Annotated in this window: 19 protein-coding genes; 14 read left to right on the top strand and 5 right to left on the bottom strand. The window is 39.9% G+C overall.

The genetic code is table 11. From position 1 onward, the window contains the following. The first annotated feature begins 15 nt into the window (after positions 1-15). The 11 genes from BLT07_RS19555 to BLT07_RS19505 all read left to right on the top strand — a co-directional run bounded on the left by BLT07_RS19555 (position 16) and on the right by BLT07_RS19505 (position 12,291). Entirely contained in the window at positions 16-4,233 is a 4,218-nt protein-coding gene (locus tag BLT07_RS19555) for a CheR family methyltransferase (RefSeq protein ID WP_317040783.1), read from the top strand. Between the two features lie 18 nt (positions 4,234-4,251). Next, entirely contained in the window at positions 4,252-4,638 is a 387-nt protein-coding gene (locus BLT07_RS19550; protein WP_091874069.1) for a response regulator, read from the top strand. A 367-nt stretch (positions 4,639-5,005) separates the two neighbouring features. After that, complete coding sequence (locus tag BLT07_RS19545; protein ID WP_091874067.1) at positions 5,006-5,272, top strand: type II toxin-antitoxin system ParD family antitoxin; 267 nt, start codon at positions 5,006-5,008, stop codon at positions 5,270-5,272. Between the two features lies 1 nt (position 5,273). Then, positions 5,274-5,564, top strand: a complete 291-nt coding sequence (locus BLT07_RS19540) for a type II toxin-antitoxin system RelE/ParE family toxin (protein ID WP_091874065.1) — start codon at positions 5,274-5,276, stop codon at positions 5,562-5,564. A 634-nt stretch (positions 5,565-6,198) separates the two neighbouring features. Further along, positions 6,199-6,453: a helix-turn-helix domain-containing protein gene (locus BLT07_RS19535; RefSeq protein WP_091874118.1), complete on the top strand. Its 255-nt coding sequence runs from the start codon at positions 6,199-6,201 to the stop codon at positions 6,451-6,453. 106 nt (positions 6,454-6,559) lie between these two features. Continuing rightward, positions 6,560-7,765 (top strand): primase-helicase family protein, encoded by a 1,206-nt coding sequence (locus tag BLT07_RS19530; RefSeq protein ID WP_091874062.1) that lies wholly within the window; start codon positions 6,560-6,562, stop codon positions 7,763-7,765. A gap of 207 nt (positions 7,766-7,972) precedes the next feature. Then, on the top strand, positions 7,973-8,947 hold the full coding sequence (locus tag BLT07_RS19525; protein WP_091874116.1) for a toprim domain-containing protein: 975 nt from the start codon (positions 7,973-7,975) through the stop codon (positions 8,945-8,947). Next, positions 8,944-9,249, top strand: coding sequence for a mobilization protein MbpA (gene mbpA, locus BLT07_RS19520; protein WP_091874060.1), 306 nt, complete (start codon positions 8,944-8,946; stop codon positions 9,247-9,249). Before BLT07_RS19525 ends, mbpA begins: the two co-directional genes overlap by 4 nt. Next, positions 9,246-10,115 (top strand): relaxase/mobilization nuclease domain-containing protein, encoded by an 870-nt coding sequence (locus BLT07_RS19515; RefSeq protein WP_091874057.1) that lies wholly within the window; start codon positions 9,246-9,248, stop codon positions 10,113-10,115. Before mbpA ends, BLT07_RS19515 begins: the two co-directional genes overlap by 4 nt. An 11-nt stretch (positions 10,116-10,126) precedes the next feature. Next, positions 10,127-10,594 (top strand): DUF6730 family protein, encoded by a 468-nt coding sequence (locus tag BLT07_RS19510; protein ID WP_091874055.1) that lies wholly within the window; start codon positions 10,127-10,129, stop codon positions 10,592-10,594. Positions 10,595-11,067: 473 nt separating this feature from the next. After that, positions 11,068-12,291, top strand: coding sequence for a site-specific integrase (locus tag BLT07_RS19505; RefSeq protein WP_091874053.1), 1,224 nt, complete (start codon positions 11,068-11,070; stop codon positions 12,289-12,291). A 269-nt stretch (positions 12,292-12,560) separates the two neighbouring features. Here the strand turns inward: BLT07_RS19505 and BLT07_RS19500 are convergent, their stop codons facing one another. Next, positions 12,561-14,867 (bottom strand): relaxase/mobilization nuclease domain-containing protein, encoded by a 2,307-nt coding sequence (locus tag BLT07_RS19500; protein ID WP_091874051.1) that lies wholly within the window; start codon positions 14,865-14,867, stop codon positions 12,561-12,563. A gap of 2 nt (positions 14,868-14,869) precedes the next feature. Beyond that, positions 14,870-15,247 (bottom strand): MobC domain-containing protein, encoded by a 378-nt coding sequence (gene mobC / locus BLT07_RS19495; RefSeq protein ID WP_091874049.1) that lies wholly within the window; start codon positions 15,245-15,247, stop codon positions 14,870-14,872. 1,305 nt (positions 15,248-16,552) lie between these two features. Here mobC and BLT07_RS19480 point away from each other — a divergent pair. The 3 genes from BLT07_RS19480 (at position 16,553) to BLT07_RS19470 (ending at position 18,780) form a co-directional block, all read left to right on the top strand. Next, entirely contained in the window at positions 16,553-17,875 is a 1,323-nt protein-coding gene (locus BLT07_RS19480) for a hypothetical protein (protein WP_091874044.1), read from the top strand. 346 nt (positions 17,876-18,221) lie between these two features. Further along, entirely contained in the window at positions 18,222-18,497 is a 276-nt protein-coding gene (locus BLT07_RS19475; protein WP_091874041.1) for a ribbon-helix-helix domain-containing protein, read from the top strand. Next, positions 18,490-18,780 (top strand): type II toxin-antitoxin system RelE/ParE family toxin, encoded by a 291-nt coding sequence (locus BLT07_RS19470; protein WP_091874039.1) that lies wholly within the window; start codon positions 18,490-18,492, stop codon positions 18,778-18,780. The genes BLT07_RS19475 and BLT07_RS19470 overlap by 8 nt, the downstream gene beginning before the upstream one ends. Positions 18,781-19,064: 284 nt before the next feature. On the opposite strand, the gene BLT07_RS19465 is transcribed toward BLT07_RS19470, so the two are convergent. The 3 genes from BLT07_RS19465 to BLT07_RS21140 all read right to left on the bottom strand — a co-directional run bounded on the left by BLT07_RS19465 (position 19,065) and on the right by BLT07_RS21140 (position 23,128). Beyond that, on the bottom strand, positions 19,065-21,278 hold the full coding sequence (locus BLT07_RS19465; RefSeq protein WP_139205175.1) for a S41 family peptidase: 2,214 nt from the start codon (positions 21,276-21,278) through the stop codon (positions 19,065-19,067). A gap of 323 nt (positions 21,279-21,601) precedes the next feature. Then, a complete protein-coding gene (locus BLT07_RS19460) occupies positions 21,602-22,660 on the bottom strand; it encodes a TlpA disulfide reductase family protein (RefSeq protein WP_091874033.1) in 1,059 nt (352 codons plus the stop codon). A 300-nt stretch (positions 22,661-22,960) separates the two neighbouring features. Continuing rightward, positions 22,961-23,128 carry a hypothetical protein gene (locus tag BLT07_RS21140; RefSeq protein WP_175455379.1) on the bottom strand — a complete coding sequence of 56 codons (168 nt, stop codon included), beginning with the start codon at positions 23,126-23,128 and terminating at the stop codon, positions 22,961-22,963. Between the last annotated feature and the right edge of the window lie 105 nt (positions 23,129-23,233).

Below are 23,233 nucleotides of genomic sequence, written 5' to 3'. Positions count from 1 at the left end.
AAATATAAATTCCCGATCCTAATTACTCGTATCAATGGCCAAGGCCGCACCAAAAAAGAAGAAGACCCCCCCCCCGCCACCGAGCAGAACTTTCCCATCGTAGGCATCGGCGCAAGTGCCGGGGGACTTGATGCATTCAAGCTACTGCTCAAAGCCATACCCGAAAGCTCGGGAATGGCCTATGTATTGGTGCAGCATCTGGACCCAACACACGAAAGTTATTTACCGGAGATTTTACAACGGGTCACAAAAATTCCAGTGCATGAAATTACAGAAGACATCCATCTCGCACCAGACCATATCTATATCATACCTGCAAATAAAATTTTAACATCGACCGATGGCGTGCTTCAGTTGGCTCCCCGGGACAAGAACAAACTCAATCTCTCCATAGATATATTTTTTACGTCCCTTGCCGATGTACACAAAGAATGTGCCGTGGGTATTGTACTTTCAGGAACGGGCAGCGATGGGACACTTGGTTTAAAAGCCATAAAGGAACATGGCGGTATCGGGATTGCACAAGATTTAAAATCGGCGGCGTACATTAGTATGCCACAAAGTGCGGTGAATGCAGGCGTAGTCGATTTTGTTTTAGCGCCCGAAGATATTCCGGCGCAGCTATTGCAGATCAATAGCTCATACAAAGCAAATAATGTTTTTAAGGACGATGAACAAGTTCCAGAAGACGACGACAAAGAAATTTTTAAAAAAATCCTTCTCTTGCTTCACCAACGAAGTGGGGTAGATTTCACGTTCTATAAGAAGACCACTTTTCACAGGCGCATTGCACGGCGAATAGCGATTGTCAACAAGAGTAACCTTTCTGAATATTTAACCTTTTTGCGCGCCAATGAAGATGAACAGGATGCGCTGTTTCAGGATGTGCTCATCCCGGTCACCTCTTTTTATCGCGACCCAAAAATATTTCAAAAATTAAGTGATATCGTTTTTCCCGACCTGTTCAAAAATAAATCTTCAGGGGAATCCATTCGGGTTTGGAGTGCAGGATGCTCTACAGGCCAAGAGGCATTTTCTCTTGCCATTTGCATTTCCGAATTTTTAGGCGACAATTTGGCGGGTACAAAAATCCAGATCTTTGCAAGTGATATTTCCGAAAAGGCGATCAGGAAAGCACGCACGGCAATATATACCAAAGTCGAGGTAGAAAAACTTTCTGATAGACTTCTCAAAAAATATTTTACAAAAAACAATGGTGCCTATGAAGTGAACAAACGCATTCGTCAAATGTGCGTGTTCGCTCCACACAATTTTTTAAAGGACCCACCATTTGCAAAAATGGACCTGATAAGTTGTCGCAATGTACTTATTTACATGGACGCTTTTTTGCAAAAGAAGGCCTTTACCACCTTTCATTACGCGCTGAAAGATAAAGGGGTTCTCCTGCTGGGAAAATCAGAAACCATTGGTGCGTCTTCAGATCTGTTCTCACCACTTGTGAAGCAGGATAAGATGTATTCACGCAAGCCTGTACCGGGCCGGTTCATGCATGTTGCCACGGAACGCAGGGAAGTTTCTTTGGTCACAAAAGACCTGCCTGCCGGACAGACAGGGAAAACGGATACTAAAAAAGTAGCAACGCAAACCGATTTCAGAAAAAGCGCCGAGGTCATTATGATTGCCACTTCGCCTGCAAGTGTGGTAGTGAACGAGCAAATGGATATCGTTCACATCCATGGCGACATCACACCTTTTCTTCGGTCACCGCAGGGCAAGCCCACCCACAATCTAATTAAAATGGCGCGCAACGGTCTGGCGTTTGAGTTGCGCAATGCTATTCACAAAGCAAAAACGAGCGAAGAACCCATCATCAAGGAAAATATTCCCGTTATTCAAAACGGTAAACAGTCGTTGGTCACGATAACGATTACGGCGCTCACGAACACGGTTGATATTCACTATTTAATCCAATTTGAGGAAAAAATAATGCCTGTTGTTGCGGAAGACAAAAAATCGTCATCAACAAAAGCAAGTGCGGCCCAAAAACAAAACGTGCACCTGGTAAAAGAACTTTCGCAGACCCGCGAAGACATGCGCTCCATCACCGAAGATATGGAAGCCTACAATGAGGAACTGCAAAGCGCCAACGAAGAATTGCAGAGCAGTAATGAGGAGATGCAAAGTTTGAACGAAGAACTGGAAACATCAAGAGAAGAACTGCAATCGACCAACGAAGAATTGATTATCGTAAATCAGGAGTTGATCGACAAGCAGGACCAACTCCATGCAGCCCGTCTATATTCCGATAGTATCGTCAGCACCATCCGCCATCCGCTTATTGTTCTTGATAAAAACCTACTTGTTAAAACCGCCAATGATGCCTTTTACAAAACATTTAATGTAGATGAAAAGGACACAGAGCAGAAATGGTTTTATGAAATTCAACACCATCAGTTTGATGATTTTAAACTGCGCTCGTTACTTATAAAAGTGCTTTCTCAAAAAAATCGTATTGATGACTTTGAAATCGTTCTCAAACTGCCAATGATCGGTGAGCGTACCCTGCTGATGAATGCGCAGCAGATTAAAAACGAACGGACAGATGAGCAGTTGATCCTTTTGGCCATTGAAGATAAAACCGAACAGGTAGCAGCACAAAAAATTATTGATGAAAATAAAAAGCGTTCAGAAAAGGAGCGCAAGCTGTTGCACGATTTCTTTACGCAAGCGCCTGCCATGCTCGCCATTCTAAAAGGCCCTGAACATGAATTTGAATTTGCCAACCCGGTCTTCGTTGAGTTTATTGGTAACCGTATTCTTATAGGCAAAACGCCACTTGAAGCACTACCCGAAATAGCAGGGCAGAACTTTATGGAATTGCTTGATACTGTATATAACACCGGCGAAACCTATACTGCAAAAGAAATGCCCGTTACGATGGATAAAGGCAATGGAAAACAAGAGGAGTTTTATTCAAATCTCACCTATCAGGCATTTACAGATGAAAACGGTAAAACGGAAGGTATTTTGATTTTTGCGTATGATGTAACTGAACAGGTAACAGCTCGTAAACAAATTGAAGAAAGCGAGAACGAACAAAAAAAATTGGCAACGCATTTAAAATTGGCAACGGACTCCGCCAATGTTGGCGTTTGGTCTTTAGTTATCGATTCATCGAAATTAGAGTGGTCAAACATTCATAAAAATTTATGGGGATATGATGCGCATCGAGAAGACCTGACGTACGAAGACTGGCATAAGGTGATTGTGCCAGAGGATAAAGATTTGGCTTTGCAAAAAATAGAGGAATCAAAGCTTAAACATGATATATATGAAGTTGATTACCGAATCAAACGCCCAAATGATGAAACTGTGTTGTGGATGAGATCAACAGGTCAGTATCATTATGATGATTTGGGCAAAGCGCATACGCTGTCCGGTATCAGCATCGATATTACAGAACATAAAAGTTTTACCGAAGCACTGGAAATTAAGGTCAAGGAGCGAACCGCTGCACTCAAAAAATCAAACGATGAACTAAAGAAGACCAACACGCAATTAGACCAGTTTGCCCATGTTGCCAGCCACGATCTACAAGAACCATTGCGGAAAATCCTAACCTTTTCCATGCGGTTACAGGACAAATATAAAGAGGAGTTGAGCACAGAGGTAAAAACGTATCTTAATAAGATTGAAGGCGCATCCGGCCGCATGAAGATACTTATTCAAGACCTGCTGAATTATTCGCGCCTGCTTGAGCACGAAAAATCAGTTGGACAAACCGATTTGAATGAAACACTAAAAAATATTTTAAACGATTTTGAATTACTGGTTCACGAAAAGAAGGCCCAAATAAAATTCGATGAACTCCCGACCATTGATGCAGTTTCTTTACAGATGAACCAGCTTTTTTATAACCTCTTCAGCAACGCACTTAAATTTTCTAGGGAAGAAGTGCCGCCAGTTATCACCATTACGTCGCGCACACTTTCAGAAAAGGAAATTAAAAAATACCCCGCCTTGAATCCGTCAATAGCTTATTTTGAAATTATTTTCAAAGACAACGGTATCGGTTTTGAACAACACTATTCAGAAAAAATATTCACCATCTTCCAGCGTCTCCACGGTAAAGAAACTTATATCGGCACAGGCATTGGCCTAGCACTCACAAAAAAAATTATTGAAAATCACCAAGGGATAATTTTTGCAGACGCCAAAGAAAATAGAGGGGCCTCTTTTCATGTAATACTTCCATTTAAACAACCACAGTAAATAACCCTGCCACAGACTATGGAAAAGAAAATATTTATGATCATAGACGATGATGATGACGACAGGTTCTTTTTCAAGGAAGTAATAACGGAAATACTGAATTCGGCTGAATGCATTGAAGCATATGACGGCGCGGATGCACTCAACCAATTAGGAAAAGCGGAAGAGTTGCCAAATTTTATTTTCCTTGATGTAAACATGCCCCGCATGGATGGACGCAAATGTTTGAAAGAATTAAAAAGGGATGCAAAACTTAAAAGTATTCCGGTCATCATGTATTCCACTACTTTTTCACGAGAAAGTATAAATGAATTTCTCAAACTAGGAGCATCAAGCTATCTCACCAAGCCAACGGATGTGAATAAACTTCCCGCGCAAATCCTTGAGGCGGTCAAAGACCTATAAAACTTTATCAATGAGATTGTTACCAATGCCGTTGCGGTAGAAGGCCACCCCTTGGTTGGTCGGGGATATGCTATACTATACCGAGGAACTTAATAGTTATATTGAAGAAAGGACTTCTACTTGACCCAGGCCATTGTAGGAATTCTTCAATTACTTGAATAAGTAGTGTAGGCTTCCCCAAAAATGATAAGATTTTGAAACCAGCGTTTAAATAAAGGATAGTTTTTAATTCTTAATCGTAGTTTCATAAAACGAACGTTTTAAGAGGCTAGGGATTTCTAAAGTTAGCCTACGGTCATAATTTCTTTCGTATATACGTCCTTAATATGTTGAATTACGTATATTGTATGTATAAAGATCAGAAATTATGGCTACAATTCGAAAATCACTGACCATTACCGAAGCCCAGGAGCAATGGATCAAACTGCAGATCAAAACCGGAGGCTTCACAAACGACAGCGAATATATGCGGCATTTAATACGGCTGGACGAGGAACGTAATAAGGAATTTTTGATTACAAAAGCAGCTATCCAAGAAGGTTATGATAGCGGTGTCAGTCCCAGGGTCAGAACGGTCGATGAGATTATGGATGCGGCCATAAAACGTCGAACGGCCAAAGCAAAAAGAAAATAGAATGAATAGCTACATTCTTTCTCTCAAGGCCGACAACGATCTAGATGATATAACGGATTATACCTTGGAAGTTTGGGGAGAAAACCAAACACACGATTATGTTACACAATTGCTGCTATGCTTGCAATCTTTAGCGGACAAACCGGAACTTGGGCGTAGTGCCGCGGAATATGGTTTATCCCTAAAAAGATATAATTACAAAGCGCATACGATTTTCTACGAACCGACCAAAAAGGGCATCTTTATTGTCCGCATTTTGGGACAGAAGCAAGATTTTAAGCGCCATATGTAATCGTGAATTTAGAAGTACTAAAATTTCTTGGTAAAATCTTATCGCTGTTTGGACCGAGGAATATTTGATACTAGGGGCGGTTATTTTCCATAGATCATATTTTTTGGGTAGTTCCGTAAAACGAACGTGGCTGTTGCAGAAGTGGTCTATGTGCAAGAAATCGACTCAAGTAGGCTGTATTTTAAATTATTTTCAGATGACAAGGTAGCCTTCCCTAAAAAAGGGGGAAGGCTACGATAGTTCTTCAAAATTCTAGATTCCTTGGATTATAATTGATGGAGTTGCCTGAACAAATGGCATATTTGGAGTAATCCAAATATGCCATTTGCCTTTTTAATTCGTTTATTTTCACATACATCCTTCTAACGACTGTTGATAACCCGAAATCCTCCAATTTATAAAAAATATCCGTTAGTGCCATTTGATGTGTTTAAAAACCAAATTTTATTGGCCGAATTAATTTTGGTTCGATTTGAATCGAATTAATATAACTATTTGTTTATCAATTAATTGTGAATAACTATAATTTGATTATTTAGCTTTCCTCTGTCCTTTTCGATACTTTCATCCCAACAATTTATTGAAGGAAAACAAAAGCGCTTTTGTTCATTTCGTAATCCTAAAAAAGAAACAAATGGACAATTTTTTAATCCTTGCACGACTTGATCGGCTTGAAAAACTGGTAATAGCCAATAAGGAGGTACCGACCTTCGAGGAAACCTTTTACTACACGGGAATTTCCCGAAGCTATCTGTACAAACTGACTTCATCGGGGAATATCCCGCACTCAAAACCCAATGGTAAACTGATATTCTTCGAAAAGAAGAAGATCGTCCGTTGGCTGCTCCGGAACGCACAGAAATGCATCCGGGAAACCGAGGCCGAATAAGTAGCCTATTCTATGCCAAACACAAGGCAGTAAAGTACCCACAAACACATTTACCGTTCGTTTAACCCTAAATCAAGGGAATGCCCTTGGTACAAAAAATATTTTTATGAAAAAGATACCCTATTTACGTGTGGGCACCGCCTATTATAAACTGGTGCAAGCACCCACCATAGCGGGACATTTCAACGAGATCCTGGTCCACTGGAACATCGAGACCATCCGCCGCGACCATGGCAAGGACTACTTGGCCAAGGTGCCGAAGTACGACGGCTTTACCTGTATCCCGAGCCATATCGATTACAGGCAGGTGTACAAAGGGTTCTATAACACCTATTCCCCGTTGACCGCAGAACCGAGGCAAGGAAAGATCGATACCTCGCTCACCATGGTCCGGCATATTTTCGGCGATCATTACGAGCTTGGGCTGGACTATCTGCAACTGCTCTACACCAGACCGGTGCAGGTACTGCCCATCCTGTGCCTCGTATCAAGGGAAAGGAACACCGGTAAGACTACCTACCTCAAATGGCTAAGGGCCATATTCGAGAACAACATGACCTATCTGACCAACGACGGCTTCGCCAGCCAGTTCAATGCGGACTGGGCGAACAGGTTGTTGATCTGTATCGAGGAGGTACTGTTCAACAGGGAAGAGCTGACCGAGCGGATCAAATACCTGAGTACGACCAACATCAACAAACTGGAGGCCAAGGGCAGGGACAAAAGGGAGGTCGAGTTCTTCGGCAAGTTCATCCTTTGCAGCAACAACGAGCATAATTTCATCAAGATCGACGGCAACGAGACCCGCTTCTGGGTACTGAAGGTCCCGACCATAGAAAAGGAACATACCAATTTCCTGACCATGCTGAAGACGGAAATACCGGCGTTCCTCTATTTCCTCAGGGACCGTAAGATCTCCTCGGAGCACAGGACCAGGATGTGGTTCACCCCCGGACAGATAAGGACCGCGGCACTCATAAAACTGGTCTGCAGCAACCGGAACCGTACGGAAAAGGAACTCGCCACCATCCTTCTGGGCGGCATGGAACATTTCGATATAGAGAAGATACACCTTTGCCCCTGGGACGCATTGCAGCTGCTCAACAGGACGCGGATAAGGACGGATATGACACAGCTCAGAAGGTTGCTGAAAAAAGAGTGGAAACTGGACAACAGGGACAATTCGCTGAGCTATAGAAAACTGGTGATCTGGCAGGACGGCTCCATGCAGCTATTGGATTCCAAGGGACGCTATTTTACCGTGGAAAAGTCCTTTCTGCTCGAAAATTTTGACGAAACGATGACCGATTGAGCCGTTCCCTTTCTCTATCGATGCCAAAGAGGTCATCGTTATATCATCATTTGTTCATCAAAAAATAAAACGATGAGAGGAAAAGAAGTAAAAAAATGAAAACGATGAAACCGATGAAAGGAACGATGCGGTAGAAACCTAATAAAATAAGGGTCTTCCAATGGTTTTCATCAAAATATCAAAAAAATGATTAAAACTATTCGGCTGATGAAAAGAAAAAGAACAAAGGGGCTATCGTGCGAAAGAGCCCGAGCTTTTCCCATCGAAAGGGCGCTGGCAAAACTCGGGCACTTTCCTACCAAATCAACGGAGAAAGAAGCTTGGTACCTCAGTCCGTTCCGGCCCGAGGCCCAAGCCTCTTTCAAGGTGGCCAAGAGGCTAAATAGATGGTACGACCACGGGGCGGGAAAGGGCGGGAACGTAATCGACCTAATATGCCTGATCAACCTATGTCCGGTAAGCGAGGCTTTACAACTGATAGCACAGGACCAGACCTCTTTTTCTTTTCAGCAGCAACCGGTTTTTGAGAAAGAGGATGGGAAGGAAGAAAGGAACAAGAATAAAATAACCATCACCGAAGTAGGACCATTGACCCACCCTGCGTTAAAAGGGTATCTGAAATCAAGGAACATTGAACTGACAACTGCCCTAAAATATATCAGGGAAGTCCATTATCGGTTCAAGGACAAAGGCTATTTCGCCATCGGACTGAAAAACGGTTCGGGGGGATGGGAACTACGCAACAAATACATGAAGAATTCCAGTTCGCCGAAGGACATCACCCATATAAAAAACGGCAATACCAAACTCGTTGTTACCGAAGGGATGTTCGACCTGTTATCGATTTTGGATAGCAATGAAAATTTAGAATCGAAATATGATTTCTTGGTTTTGAACTCCACGGCATTCGTTCAAAAGGCGATGAACCTAATAGATGGCTATATCAGCGTTGGACTCTATCTGGACAACGATACAAATGGAAACCGAACCACCCAAAAATTGATAGAACATTCCAAAAACTGTAAAGACAGATCGGCACTTTATTCAGGATACAAGGATATGAACGAATGGCTGGCACATAGTTCTAAAAAGGGATTTGGGCAGGGGGCGCAAGATGTGTTTTTGTTGCCACAAAAACAAACTTGCTTTACTCCCGGCGGTCGCAAAGAAGAAAAGAAATGAAAAGGACCTACATCAAATTCAGGTGTTCCATCTACGAGAAAAAATTGCTCATGAAAAGGGCGGAACGGGCCGGTATTTCCCTTTCCGAATACTGCCGTAGTTCGGCCTTTGGAAATCCCGTCACAGAACGTTTGACCGTGGAACAACTTATCCATTATAAAATGTTGGTCAAGTATAAAAACAACTTTACCAGTATCCGGAATATGTTCGACAGACATAATCCGAAACTTGCCAGCGAGGTCGAGAAATTGGCTGACGAAATACGACAGCATCTCTATAATTTCAAGAGCATAAAAAAATGATAGGCAAGGGAAAGGCAATAGGGAACACGGGAACGAACATCGATTACGGTCTGGACCTGGAGAAAGATGCGGAAACTGTCTTTAGCCAACACCTGGCAGGGGAGAACGCCCAACAGATAACCGAGGAGTTCAAGCTGATACAGGAACAGAATACAAGATGCCATAAGAATACCCTGAGCTTTATACTCAGCCCGACCCGGGAAGATGGCAGGACCCTGACCAAGGAACAGCTAGGGGAACTGACCCAAAAGTTCATCAAGGAAATGCGGTTAAAGGAACATCAGGCCGTCGCCTTTGTCCACAGGGACAAGGCACATACCCACGTGCATCTATACGTCAACCGGATAGGATTTGATGGCAAGGCCTATAATGACAGCTTTATCGGAAAGCGGAGCCAATTGGCGGCCGAGAACGTGGCCAAGGAAATGGGGCTGACCACGGTCAGGGAGGTACAAATGGAAAAGGAACTGGATTCCATAAAAATACGTCTGGAAATAAAGAACATTCACCAAAAGGTAATGGAAAAAGAAAGGCCAAAAACGCTCGATGATTACATAAAGATTATGAAAACAAAGAACGTGGAGGTTATTCCGAGCATCAACAAAGCGAACAAGTTGCAGGGCTTCCGGTTCCAATACCAAGGACACAATTTCAAGGCAAGCGAGGTGCACCGTTCCATGTCGGGAGGGAGGATTATGGCGCTGCTTTCTCGGAACAGGGGTATAGGAAATCCAGTACAGGCAGGCAAGTCGGTCCAGCTATTAGGGAAAACCGTGGAAATGAGCGGCAATCTGGCCATAAGCATCGCCAAGAACATTATCAAAAAAATAATCAAAAGGGCTATCGATACGGGAATCGGGTATTAAAACAGAAAGCTATGGGATATAAAAAACTTGATGAAGTAATGGAACTACTGAGCGATGAGTTGGACGGGTTCAATAAGTCCATCAATAGATTGGAAAGGTTAGCCCAGAATGTCGAAAACATCAAAATAAGACCGGATACTGCAGAAATCGAGAGAATGCTCCTTGAACATTTAAATATGCAGAAGGACAAGGGTAAAGTGGTTCAAGAATCAATTTATGACATACAGAATCACATATTAAAGGCTAGATCGGTTCCCAAAGCACAGGTATGGCTGCATTATTCGATCTGGTTCATTTCATTGCTAATCATCGCCTATCTGGCCTTTAGGGTGTCCCGAACACCCGATATTCGGGAACGGGCATTTGCCGAAGGAAAACAGCAGGTAATTTCAAATCTTAAGGGATATTTTGACCAAAACCCAGAACACTACCGATCGTATCACAAATGGATCAAAGAAAAAGATAGCGTTCCAAATTAAAAGTAGTGTGCGCCCTATTTCGATTTTACTTTACGCTTATCTACCGGAACACTATAAAATCGAAACAGGATCCATGCGCAAGTAAGTTATGGTAAGTATTTGGGGACAACCTATTTACTTACTCAGGAAAAGCAAAGTCCCAATTCATTTTAACCTCAAATGATATCAACTAGAATCATTAAAAATCCACTGAAAAATAATCAATTTGTGTTACCCATGTGTTACCCAGAACTAAAAAAGCCGACTCCTAAAAGTCGGCTTTCCCTTTGTACAGGCGGAGAGACTCGAACTCTCACACCTTGCGGCACTAGATCCTAAGTTTTGTCCGATTTGTACCTAAAAATACTAAAATACTTTATTGTCAGTTACTTATAAAATTTTAAAAATCAAATAAAACCATTTAAAGCCATAAAAAACCATCAAATGTTTTAACATTGTTTTACCAATTTTTGTATCTTTAAAAAAAAGAACAAATGGCAACGATTAAAGCACTACTTTGGAAAAAGGAGAATAAGGCAGGAGAATGTACTATTGCTATTCGTATTACTAAAAATAGGAAATCAACTTATATCCATATTGGTCAGAAAATTAAACCAAAGTATTGGGATGATGTTACCAGCAAGGTAAAAAAAAGTCACCCGAACTCAGCTCGTTTAAACAATTTTATATCGTCTAAAGTTATAGAAATAAATAGAACGTTATTAGATTTAGAGTCCGAAGTCAATTCAAAAAAACAAATTGCCGAGATCAAAAAGACCATTTCAGGTAAATATGAAAGTAATTCGTTTTACGCATTTGCCGAAGCCTATTTTGACGAGCTTGAAAAAAACAAAAAGTATTCCCGTATTAATTGTGAGCAGCCCTTATTAAATAGGATAAAAGGATATCCAAGGGCAAAAACATTGACCTTTCAGGAAATAACCCCTCTTTTTTTGCGGGGCTTCATCTCCTATTTAAGAAGCACGAAAGATTCCGTTGGCGAAAGGAGCATCGTGAACACATTGATTTTCATACGTACGTTGCACAACAGAGCCTCACAGCAGGGCCTTGTCTCCAAAGACAATTATCCTTTTGGTAACCACGACGGAAAGATTAAAATAAGAATTCCAAAATCTATTAAAATCGGTCTTACTTCGGAGGAAATCAAAATTATTGAAGACCTAGACCTTTCCGACAACCCAAAACAACACCATACACGAAACGTGTTTCTATTTAGTTTCTATCTAGCCGGAATGCGGGTTTCCGATGTAGTTCAAATGAAGTGGTCAAACGTGCAGGGAGAACGGATATATTATACCATGAATAAGAATCAAAAAAACCTTTCGCTTAAAATACATGGTAAGCTTCAAAAAATATTGGATGAATACCTCCCTACAAAAAATTCACAGACAGATTATATCTTTCCTGAATTAAGAGAAGCTGCCAATAACCCCAAAGATATTTTAAGGGTTAGTAAGACGGCCAACAAAAGATTGAATAGGTATCTAACGCAAATTGCCGAAAGAGCAGAAATAACGAAGAAAATCACAATGCACGTTTCCCGTCATTCCTTTGGGAATATATCAGGAGATAGAATTCCGCTACAAGTCCTACAGAAGCTTTACAACCATTCTGATATCAAAACGACCATCGACTATCAACAAAACTTTATCAATAAAGATTTAGACGACGCTCTTGATAACGTAATTGGTTTCTGATCGATACATGAATGTCTAATGAATAACTAAACATTGGATGGAACATCGGTAAAATAGTTATTATAGTTCAAAGAATAATACCCTGTTCAGTTTTTATTGATGTTCACGTTTTCGTGAACAGCTCAATAAAGTGAACAGGAAGCATAATTATAGCGTCTAATTTTCTTAATCTAGAGTTTCAAAATTTTGAGACTTTTTTTCTTTTTTCTCCCTATCCACAAAAAAGCGCCCGTCAGGGCGCAAATCCAATTCCCGAAAACTGTCCGAATCTACCATCCAAGCCCCATACCTTTCTTTTTGAATTTTGTGAAATCCGTAAGCTCGTCCTTGAAACCGTTGTAGACTTCTGCGGTCTTTCTATCTCTTTTCTCCAATAAAGAACTAATTGCATAGACGCCTTTTCTTAGCAATCGCCTTTGTTCAAAATTAGATTGTCTTTTGATCGCTAGCTGCACACTCTCACGAAGCCCATTGTCCATGTGTTGTTGTATTATTTCCAAATGCAGGTTCGGTCGCATATTTTTTACGGTTAACAAAAAGGCTGCCTTATTGTATAGCCCTCCTTCCATCAGGTGCCCTACCCATAGGTTTTGCAGGTCGTTTCTGCCCTCTCGAATCAAATTTTCGATGATGGGGTTTTGTTCCCGTAAAACCGTAGTTACATCGGGAATCGAATTCAGGTATAGACTTGTTCTTTTTGGTAGGTTAGAACTTGAACCATTATCGGTATAAATCGATTTGACCTTGAACCCTTCCTCCCCCCTTATAAAATAGAATCCCTTGGCATTGAACAAGGTAATATAGTCCTTTGCCGATTTTTCAAAGCTGGAGTGCCTGCGTTCCGCGTTCTTTACGTACAAACCCAAAGCGACACTTTCGTATTGCTTTTTGTAATCGGGATTCATCTTTTCATATAGATTCGGGAAAATCATTGGCAGGAAAATAGCCGATGCCGTCAGCTTGGGGCTGTTTTCGGAAGACCGTTCCGCCAACATTTCGAGCATCAGATGGTTTTGGCGGACAAATCCCATGGATACATATTTTTCCATTTCCTTCGGAAAAGGCAAATTGTTTAGGGGAACGGGAACGGTATGCCTGTTCGATTTGGCAAAGGACAATTGGTTGTCAATATACTTTACCCCCAAGGATTGGAACAAAAGACGAACACTCCCCTGTTTAGTGCCGACATTGAAAACCTCTTTTTTCAATACTTTGCCGATAAGCTTGAATTTGCTTTCCAAGGTTTCCTTTTCTTTTTTGGTCTCAAGTTCGTACAATCTCTCCCTGACCATGGGAAAGGTATTTTCTATCGCTTTCCTGAATTCCGTCCTTTGATTTCTTGGGACGTAACGTTCCAAGAAATTATGACTTTTTGAGGCCATCAAGCTCGGAACGATATCGCGAAAGTTTCTGGTCATGATATGTTCCGATAGCAGTCCCTCTTGTTTCGAGGATTTCAGGTAGGATGTTGTCAATGCCTCTTTTAACGTTTTTTGGATTTCCAGTTTGAACTGTTTGCTTTCGGTATCGATATGTGTAGGTTGGTTGCCGTTACCGAAAATATCCTTGCGGTTTTGCATTCGGATATTTTTGCTCAGTTCCCTTGCCCTAAAAACATAGCCAGATCTGTCATAGATGGTAAATCCTTCGATAACCTCTCCCTTTTTGTCCAGATTGATGTCGATGTCCTGATATTCTTTGACTACTTCTTCCAGATCATTCGGATGGATGGTTTGAAAAAGGTCATAGGTAGTTTTTATCTGCTTCAAGAGTCGTTTCCGGTGCATCGGAAGGAGTTTCGATTTAGAATGAATATCGAATACCTTTTGCAGTTTCGGTCCGCTTAGATTGCGGTGTACCTCGGATCCGTTGATGAAATTTGTCCGATATCCTTTTTGGTTGTTCAAACCGTATTTGACCCCTACCCTTCCCGATTCGTTTTTGGTGGTCTTTACCTCAATGTGATATGGCTCGACCAGTCTTGACAGTTCCTCGAAACTGCGTACTTTGTATTTTTGGTTAATACTGTTTAGCACATTCTGCACGTAATATCGCGTCCCTTTTTCTGCATTCATACCAAATTGTAACTCGGGCAACCTGTGAACTGGGAGTTGTTCTTTTTGTTTCGCTGATGGTGCAGGTGTCAGACCGTATTTCTTTTCGAGGTGTTGCCGTGTCGCCATGCTCCTTCTATGGCTGTTGAAAATCGGGAGTACTTTCCCATCATTCGTTACGTTGGTCGTTACGATATGGACGTGTTCATGCTCGGTATCATTGTGCCTTACGACGATATAGGGCTGCGCTCCATATCCCATATTTTCCATGTATTCTGTTGAGATTTTAAGAAAGGTCTTATCATTAAGGTTTTCCCCGTGGGGAAGGTTCAGGCTGATGTGCGCATAGCGGTTCTTGGTAGCATTGCGCTGTCCTTGAAAATACAGTACGTTTTCAAAAAACTTTGGCGATATACTTTGGGAAAAGGCGTTTCCGTAACCTAATATTTGCATGCCCTCTTTTCCAAGAACGTACCTCAAAGTTCCTTGACAGCTCTCCCCATAAATCAGCTTTGCTATCATTCCTATTTTTCGTTTATGATTTCAAAAAGAGCATATAGCAATTCGTTCGTTTTTCGTATCTCATATTGCAGGTCGCTGTTAGGGCTTCTAAGACTTTTATGGTGGGCAAGTTTGACCAGTTGATTGATATTGTTTCCGATTTTGTTGAAATGATAGGCAAGTTTCGAGGTATCGGGGAGCCTATCCTTTTCTTCCGCTTCTTGGTTAAGAACCAATCTTCTTAACAGCGGACTTATCGTTCCCCTTTTTGTTATATCGAGATGATATGATTTACATATATGACCTAATTTTTCATATTCCGTATCGTTGAATCTAAGCATGACGTTATGGTATCGCTTTCTATCTCCCAATTGTTTTCGGCCTCTTTTCCGCTCTTTCATTTTTGTTGCTTTTTAGGGCAAAACACTTCGCAAGAAGTAGACGATTCTAAGTTACTTAGAATACACCTCGCTATCCACCTACGTGGATAAATATAGTACATCAAATCTGATTATAATAATCTTATTATCAATATTTTAAGTCATTAAATCATATGGAATCATATTCGACCATATGGGTACAGAAGAACGATTTATCTAGTCTAATATGGTGTCGAAAAAAATAGGGGATTTGGGAATTGTCCAAATTTTTGTGGGTAGGGAGAGGAAAGATCAAGCGGTTTTTTTACCGCTTGTGCTTTTGCGCGGCCGAGGAGATCGGGCAAAACTGCAATGGAAAGACTTCACGGACGGACCGGCGAAGCGTGTCCGTCCGGGGAGGATTGGAGTGGAAGGTTGCCCGATTTCCGCAGGAGCGGGCCGGAGGGATTCGATGTCCGGCAAACAAAGATTCATCCTATAATCTTACTCAATGGCATACCTTAGTTAAGGGTCTATGTTTTTATGGTTATGGACCAATTATGAAAATCCTATTTGTGTAATAAGTATTTTTCAGATTCTAGATGTATTGAATACATTCAACCGACCATATCCAAAATAAGGCATTCGCCTGTCGTAAGGTTTGTCTATAAATATATCCTAAAGCCGCCTTTCTAAATAGAATATATATCCGAGTTTTGGCTGTACGTTGATTTTTAGAAATTATAAAGCATAAGGTTCTGATGATGTTGAGACTTATCATTAAAGTAGTTATGTAGTTCGTTAACTAAATAATTGTTTAATTAATGAATTACGTAATTAGTAGCAAATTTTTCTCGTAAGTAAAAAGTTTGACTAAATGGTAACGGTATAAAAATATCCAAGTTTTCGGTGGAAGGGGGGGAGAAAGGTTATACTTAAATTTTGCCGATTTACATATTAGCAGGACCGAAGTGGTTCGGAAAGACCGAGCGCAAAAAATTGCATTTCCTTCTTCAGGTCGAAGGGTTGCCTTACGTTTTTCAGTGCTTGGGGTCTTATGACGGTCTTTCTTTCCATGATTTTTGGAATCGTCAACCATAAAATTCTATTTGAATTTGATTTCTAAGTTTAAATAATAGTAGGATTTAATAAACCATACTGTAAGCTTCCCCTAAAACCGAACTGTTTAAAAGAGGAATAATAATCAAGACGAACCCAAGATGATCTCATAGAATATTTTAATAACTGGAGCTAATAAAAATATTATTCCAAAGAAAACGTTATAGGGTAGTACTCTTATTTCGGGGCAAATACATACTGTAAAATAGAGCCGAAAATCCTAGAATAATGAAACCAAACAAACTAATCTTTCTCTCGATCACTATGCTCGCGCTGTTAAACTGTAAAAAAGAAGAAGCTCCGCCGGAGAAGCCTGAGATATCTAATAATGACATCTATTTTTCGATAATGGTCGCTGATGAATATATTCCTGAAAACATTGAAGAATGGATAATTATCAATGATAAAAATGGAAATCTTTTAGATTATAGGCAACTGGCAAACGGCAGTACGACTGAATTTAAGGCCTTGGAAAACGAAATACCCAATCAGTTTACAATAACTACCTTTAGACGTGCATATCTACCAAGTTTAAATATTTCCCGATTTTTTTTGACCACTTATCCTAATATTGCAAAAGAAAGTTTTTGGAATCTTGAATATTTCCCTAGCACCCCTAGAGAAGTAAACCCAACAGTACCAGGCAGTTTCTCACTTTTTGTTGAGAATGTACCGAATTATATTGATTACACCTTATCAAGTTTGGAATCAATCAGCCCCGTTCGGTCTTATTATCTTCAAAGAGGTAGCAACTCACTCTCATTACCAGAAATCCATATTTATCAACAAAATCGATATATCCTCACCATTGTTGACGGACTCAACAATGTTAAATATAAAATTTTTGAAAATACTCAAGATGGACAAAATTTAATACTAGATTACAATGACTTTTCGTTTTTCGAAAACTATCTTACCATCAGTCTTCCTAATCAAGAAATTGATTACCTATACTTAATTAATGGGCTGTCAGAAGACGTTGCCTATGTAGGAAATGATGGTTTCGCGTACCACCAAAACTTTATTTCATCCGAAGATCAGCTCCCTTTTGGTCAATTGAAGATAGGATACTTAGATATTTTTGACAAACATAAAATATTCTTTTCAATCGATATGCTAGAAGACTCATATAGCTATCAATACCTTAAAAACGGAAGACCCACTTTCGAATTAGCCATACCTGAAAAACCTGATTTCAATTTTCAGGGTGAATCAGTTCTTGATTTTCAATTTAGTGCTGATATTAATTATGTATATAGTTCATCCCAATGGATAACCTCAGAAAACATCGAAGAGCAAAGTCAAGATCAAACAGCATGGACAATTTTTACAGAATTTAATTCAATAACCAAGTTAAAGGAATTTCCTTCTGAAATTATTGCCCAATATCCAAGATTAAGTTTGGACAACTTACAATATCAAAGTACGTCGTTAAATCTAAAATCAGAATCTTATCCCGATTTTATTGACAGGTCATTTACCCCAAAAGAATCGATTGGTAACACAGACTACGAGAAAGAAATACTTACCATCAAAAATCCTACAGATTAATTATTGAAGTGATTTAAACAGTGTACATACTAACTTGGGATTGTTTTCAAAGCATATTCTAGCCTTCCTTGCCTATAGACCGGAGCTACAGGTTCTCTTTGAATGTTGAAGTATAGATAAACGGCACTCGGCCGTAGCTGAAAGCTTTAGTTTTTCTTTTAGCGGCAATGTCTAGATAAACTGCCCTCAAACCTAAACGAATGTCGGTTTCCGGAAGTCTGAATAAAGGTGGGATTAATTACTCCCTTGTTAAAAAGCCAAAATTAGCAGTTTTACAAAAGCTTAGTACTTTATGCGCCAATAATATGTTATATTGCGTATATTGTATGTAATTAATTTTACGATTATGGCAACAATCAGAAAATCATTGACTATTACTACCGCTCAAGAAGAATGGATAAAGCTTCAAATTGAAAATGGCGGTTTCGCGAACGATAGCGAATATATGCGACATCTAATTCGTTTGGATGAGGAGCGTAACAGGGAGTTTCTAATCACCAAGGCGGCTATACAAGAAGGCTATGATAGCGGTATGAGCTCTAAAATCAGGTCCGTTGACGAAATTCTTGAAGCTGCTAAAATCCGGAAAAAGAACAGAACTAAAAGCAACGGGAATGTCTAGCTATCATTTATCGTCGAAAGCCAATGGCGATATCGACGATATTGTGGATTATACTTTGGAGACTTGGGGCGAATCACAGACGCATATTTATGTTACCGAGTTATACCAATTTCTACAGACCCTTGCGGATAATCCCGACCTTGGTCGCAGTGCTTCAGAATTTGCGCCTCCACTAAAAAGATACAACTACAAGGCACACACAATTTTCTACGAACCGACCGGAAAGGGCATCTTCGTTGTTCGTATTTTAAGCCAGATACGTGATTTCAAGCGACATCTTTAGGCGTTGATTAATCGGTTTAGATAGTCTAGATTAAGGTGGGATTAAGTGCTACCAGTTTTATTAATGGAGAATAGGTTTATTAGAACTTTTAGAGCTAAAAGCAGTCCTAACAAACGTTCGTTTTACTGCACTCTTATCTTTCTTAGGGTTTTTTTAAACTGCAAGTTCAAATTCCGTTACATCATGATATCCAAAGTACTCGATGTTATTTCCGTTATTCTTCACCATTTATCTAACGGTATTTTGACTATCGTTTAATTATACTTTATCAACATGATTTGCATCTAATTTGGTTGCCTTATGAATATCAGTGCTTCATCTAAAATTTCATCCTTGCCTTCAATTGTACCTAGAATTGAAGGATTAACCATAATATCGGGTATTATTCCTTTTCTTTGTGTTTCTCCTCCATCCGGATAGTAAACCCCGATTCCAGAAAATCTTGTTCTTACGTTTCCAGGCAGAACCAATGCAGAAACGTTACCGTCCGCTCCCGCGGTCTGACTACCTATTACCTTAGCATTAGGTGCTACTCTCAGGGCCATCGCCGTAAACTCCGAATTACTTATAGTGTTGTGATCGACCAGCACCGCTACTTTTCCCTTATAATAGTTAACATTAGTTTTGCCAACGCTCAAAATTTCTTTGCCAAAGGTAAATTCCCCCAATGGCTTGATATTACCAGAGGTTGTCCTTGCGAACGGTGTTGGTTCGGGCATCAAGTAATCACTTAAAGGATAAGTAATAGCATCGGATGGGTAACCCCTTAGGTCTACTATGATGCCCTTTTTTTCAGTAAAGGATTTCATTAAATTGTGTATTTCCCCTTTTCGTAATTGTGCGGCATTAATGTATCCGATATCGCCTCCAAATTCCATGCTTGAGGGGATAATATGATTTTCAAATGCAATCTCGCTTACATCGATGGTCTTCAAATACTCCGAATGGGAACCGGTTTTGTTCTCATATGTCAGAAGCAGTTTATCGGCATCGGTCCGTAATATATCCTTTGACATATCCGCCAATTGAACCGATATGTTCGATGACGGATAATACTTTTTTCTCTGTTCAACCAGTTTCATGATTTCTACATTATCGACACTTGTAACCACGTCACCTTCCCTGATTTTACTGGAATCTTTATCGATCCCCAACAAATCGGCTATCAATGCCTTATTCTCGACGAATTCTATTTCAATGGGCAAAATTTTACTTCCTAAAAAATCATTGAAACCCTGCTCATTTATGGAATTGCTGATATGACTATCACCTACTTTGGAGAACAGCTCGATCAAAGTTATTTTATATGACTGTTCGTCGTCTGTATTCAAAATTTTCGGAATAAACCTTTTCAGGACCGAATCCCAGTTTTCATCGATCAGGTTTCTATATGGAAAGAAATAGTTTATAATATTCCAGTACCGGAATAGAGCCAAAAGTTTGATACCGCTATCGTTCCAATCAAAAACGGAATATGAGGATTCATTTGTGAAAATTGGATTACCTACATAAGGATCAAAACCGACATAAAAATGTTGGCCGTCGATAGCGCTATTTTTAATCTGATCAAGTTTTTGGGTGATTTTTTCAGTAAAAAGGCTTTTGTTGGAGATCCAGTCCAAATTGGATCGTAGTTTGACCTCGCCATAATCATAATCGTCCCGAGTTGTCTCAGGACCAGGATTTCCGATAGAATTGATCCAATCAAGTAATTTCCCCTCAAAATTTTCTGCATCGATTATAGGTAATATCTTGAAAAGTTCGTAATCCCAATCGAACTTTCCCTTTGCTACATCCGGATGATTATATTTCAAGAGACCCCAAACTTTACAGATTTTATATAGCCTGGTTATTTCCGATTGGTCCGGGTTCTTCAATTCAATGCCTGAACTATTTTTGAATTTATCGTTAGTTTCAAATGATGCTTGTATCGGTTTTTCCTCTTTAATAGTTGAAATGTTTTTCCCGTCAATGTAGATATTGAAATTATCGAACCATACGCTCCCAGTACCCGATAGCCCACCGCCTACGTGGATCTGACTTGTTCTCTTCGGTAATTTAGCACTGACACTATATTTGGTCCAATCTTTAGTACCATGAACATTCTCCTTCTTCAGATCGCTGTAAGCCAAGGTCGAGCCATGTCTGCTTATCGATAAGAATAGATCTGCATTACCGTTTTCTACATTCTCAAGTTTCATATACCCCTCCAATCGAACTTCTTGACCCTTGGGAGAAGCACCAATGATATTAAGTATCGAACCGAAAGACTCTCCTTCAGAATTTGATTTGATCAAAGTAGAATATTTGCCGGAGCTTACCTGCATCGAATCCATGGAAACAGTATCATTTCCAATTTTATACCATTTGTTGGGCATTGTGCTGTCGGGTCCTTTTCTTTCAAAATCGAGATTGTTGACTTCGTTGCTACTCTGGGAAATACAGCCCGAGAAAGAAATAAGCAACGCCGAACAAAAAAATAAACATTTTATGGTCATACTAAGGATATCAAGTCCATTGGTGCGAAAACGTACGCTAAAGATGGGAAATTGTAACAAAAATGCCAATGGAAGGGTAGCTGTCACCTAGTGATAAATATACCCATAAATTTTAAAGTCCAGATTAACGCAGGATGAAGTAAGCCAAGGAAGATTAAGATGTAGCCCCTTAAAACGTTCCAATTATGGAACTATCCAAAAGATGAGTTCGTGGTAGTATAAACCACCATTTTGTTTATTAGCGTAGACTATTTAATAGTTCAAGTGTACAATTTCCAACTTTTAATTAATAACGCCCCCATTGCAGTAGTTTTACACATGTTTTATAGTACTCGGACCAGTATTTTACTTAATTCACCGGGCTTAACGTTTTGGGCCATTATTCTTCCTTCACGATCCAGAAGCAGATTGAAGGGTATCGAATTGAGATTATATGTTTTTTCAGTACTCCGTAATGAATCTATAACCTGTGGCCAGCCCAAATCATCCTCTTTTATCGCCATTTGCCATTCTTGTTTGTTCCTGTCGATCGAAACCCCGAATATTTCAAATCCTTCGGTTCTAAATGAATCGTATACATTCAACAGTTCCGGATTGGTCTGCCTACAGGGGGCACACCAAGAGGCCCAGAATTCCAGTAATACGACATTTCCCTTGAAGGATAGCCTGTCCACCATATTACCTTCTTGGTTCGGCAATATGAGGTCAGGTGGTATATTTCCATCTTTGAAGAGCTTACTTTGCTTGATGAGACTCCTAATTTTGTTCAGGTCTCCCTTATCTTGATAACTGGTATCCATCAGCTTTAAAAGCCTCTCAAATTGATCGTCGTCAAGATAATTGAAATAACTGCCTAAGCCTGCAAGATATTCCCCGCTCATTACGGATCTGGGGTTGTCGGATATGAATTCGTGAAGGTTATTGTATAGCGAACCCCCTTTTATACTATCGACTTTTTCATTATGGACCGTTTCACTCATTTTATCTTCGAAACGGTCTCTCAAATTTTGGCTTTCAGAACCATAAATGCTATCTATATCCAAAAATTTCGTCATACCCATATTTGAGTTCTTAAATGAATATTTTGCATATATATCGATCGGACTATTTTCCAACATTAATGTCCCCAAGGTCATCATATCGGTCGAGGACGGTCGTCCCGGGTATAAAACCCCCACCGTGGGGAACGCTACTTTTCCTTTAAATGTAAACGAGTTGTCCATTACTAAGGAACTATCGAGCACATCATTGTACTTTAGAAAAATGTAGCCCTTGTAATTTCCAGCTATTTTGCCATTTAATGAAAATCTGTTGTCTTCTTTTTTGCAGCCGAAGAAAACGACTGTCAACATTCCGAGTAAGATTATACCTTTTGCTTTCATAGGATGCAATAGTTTAGAAAATTTGGGTAAGCGTTGTTATCGAAGTTTTTTTCGATGAGCTGTAGAATAGGTTGTTAGGCACTGGCTTTATTCCATCATCTTATCAAAAGCTTTATCAAATTCCATTTTCCGTTCTTTTGAAACATTTTCATATATCATAGTTCTACCTAGAATTCTTTCTTTCCGCGACATTTTATTTTCGTCAGAAATTTGAGATAGATTCAACTCGGCATTTCCACCACAAAGAACAGATATGCTGCTCGAATCGGTAAAAGAATAGGATATGATAAATCCTTCTTCCTAATAATTTCGGTCAGTTTTTTTTAATCCAGTTGGTATAGTTAAGATTATGCTTTTTCCCATACAGTCATCAAGTCCTACCTCTTCCAACTTGATTTCTTTTTTCTCAAGTCCTGCACAACCAGCAATAAGTAAAATTCCAACAGTCCCTATATATAGTCTTTTCATTTTTTTATTCAGCTTCCAACTAACGTCAAGTTTTAAGTACTGATATTCATCATGTTACCAAACCCGACATCTTCCGGTCTAAGCTCAAATTTAGCGATATTCTTT

It is taken from the genome of Pricia antarctica (assembly GCF_900101815.1).
Classification (GTDB): domain Bacteria; phylum Bacteroidota; class Bacteroidia; order Flavobacteriales; family Flavobacteriaceae; genus Pricia; species Pricia antarctica.
This window is presented reverse-complemented; position numbering and strand designations above follow the sequence as displayed.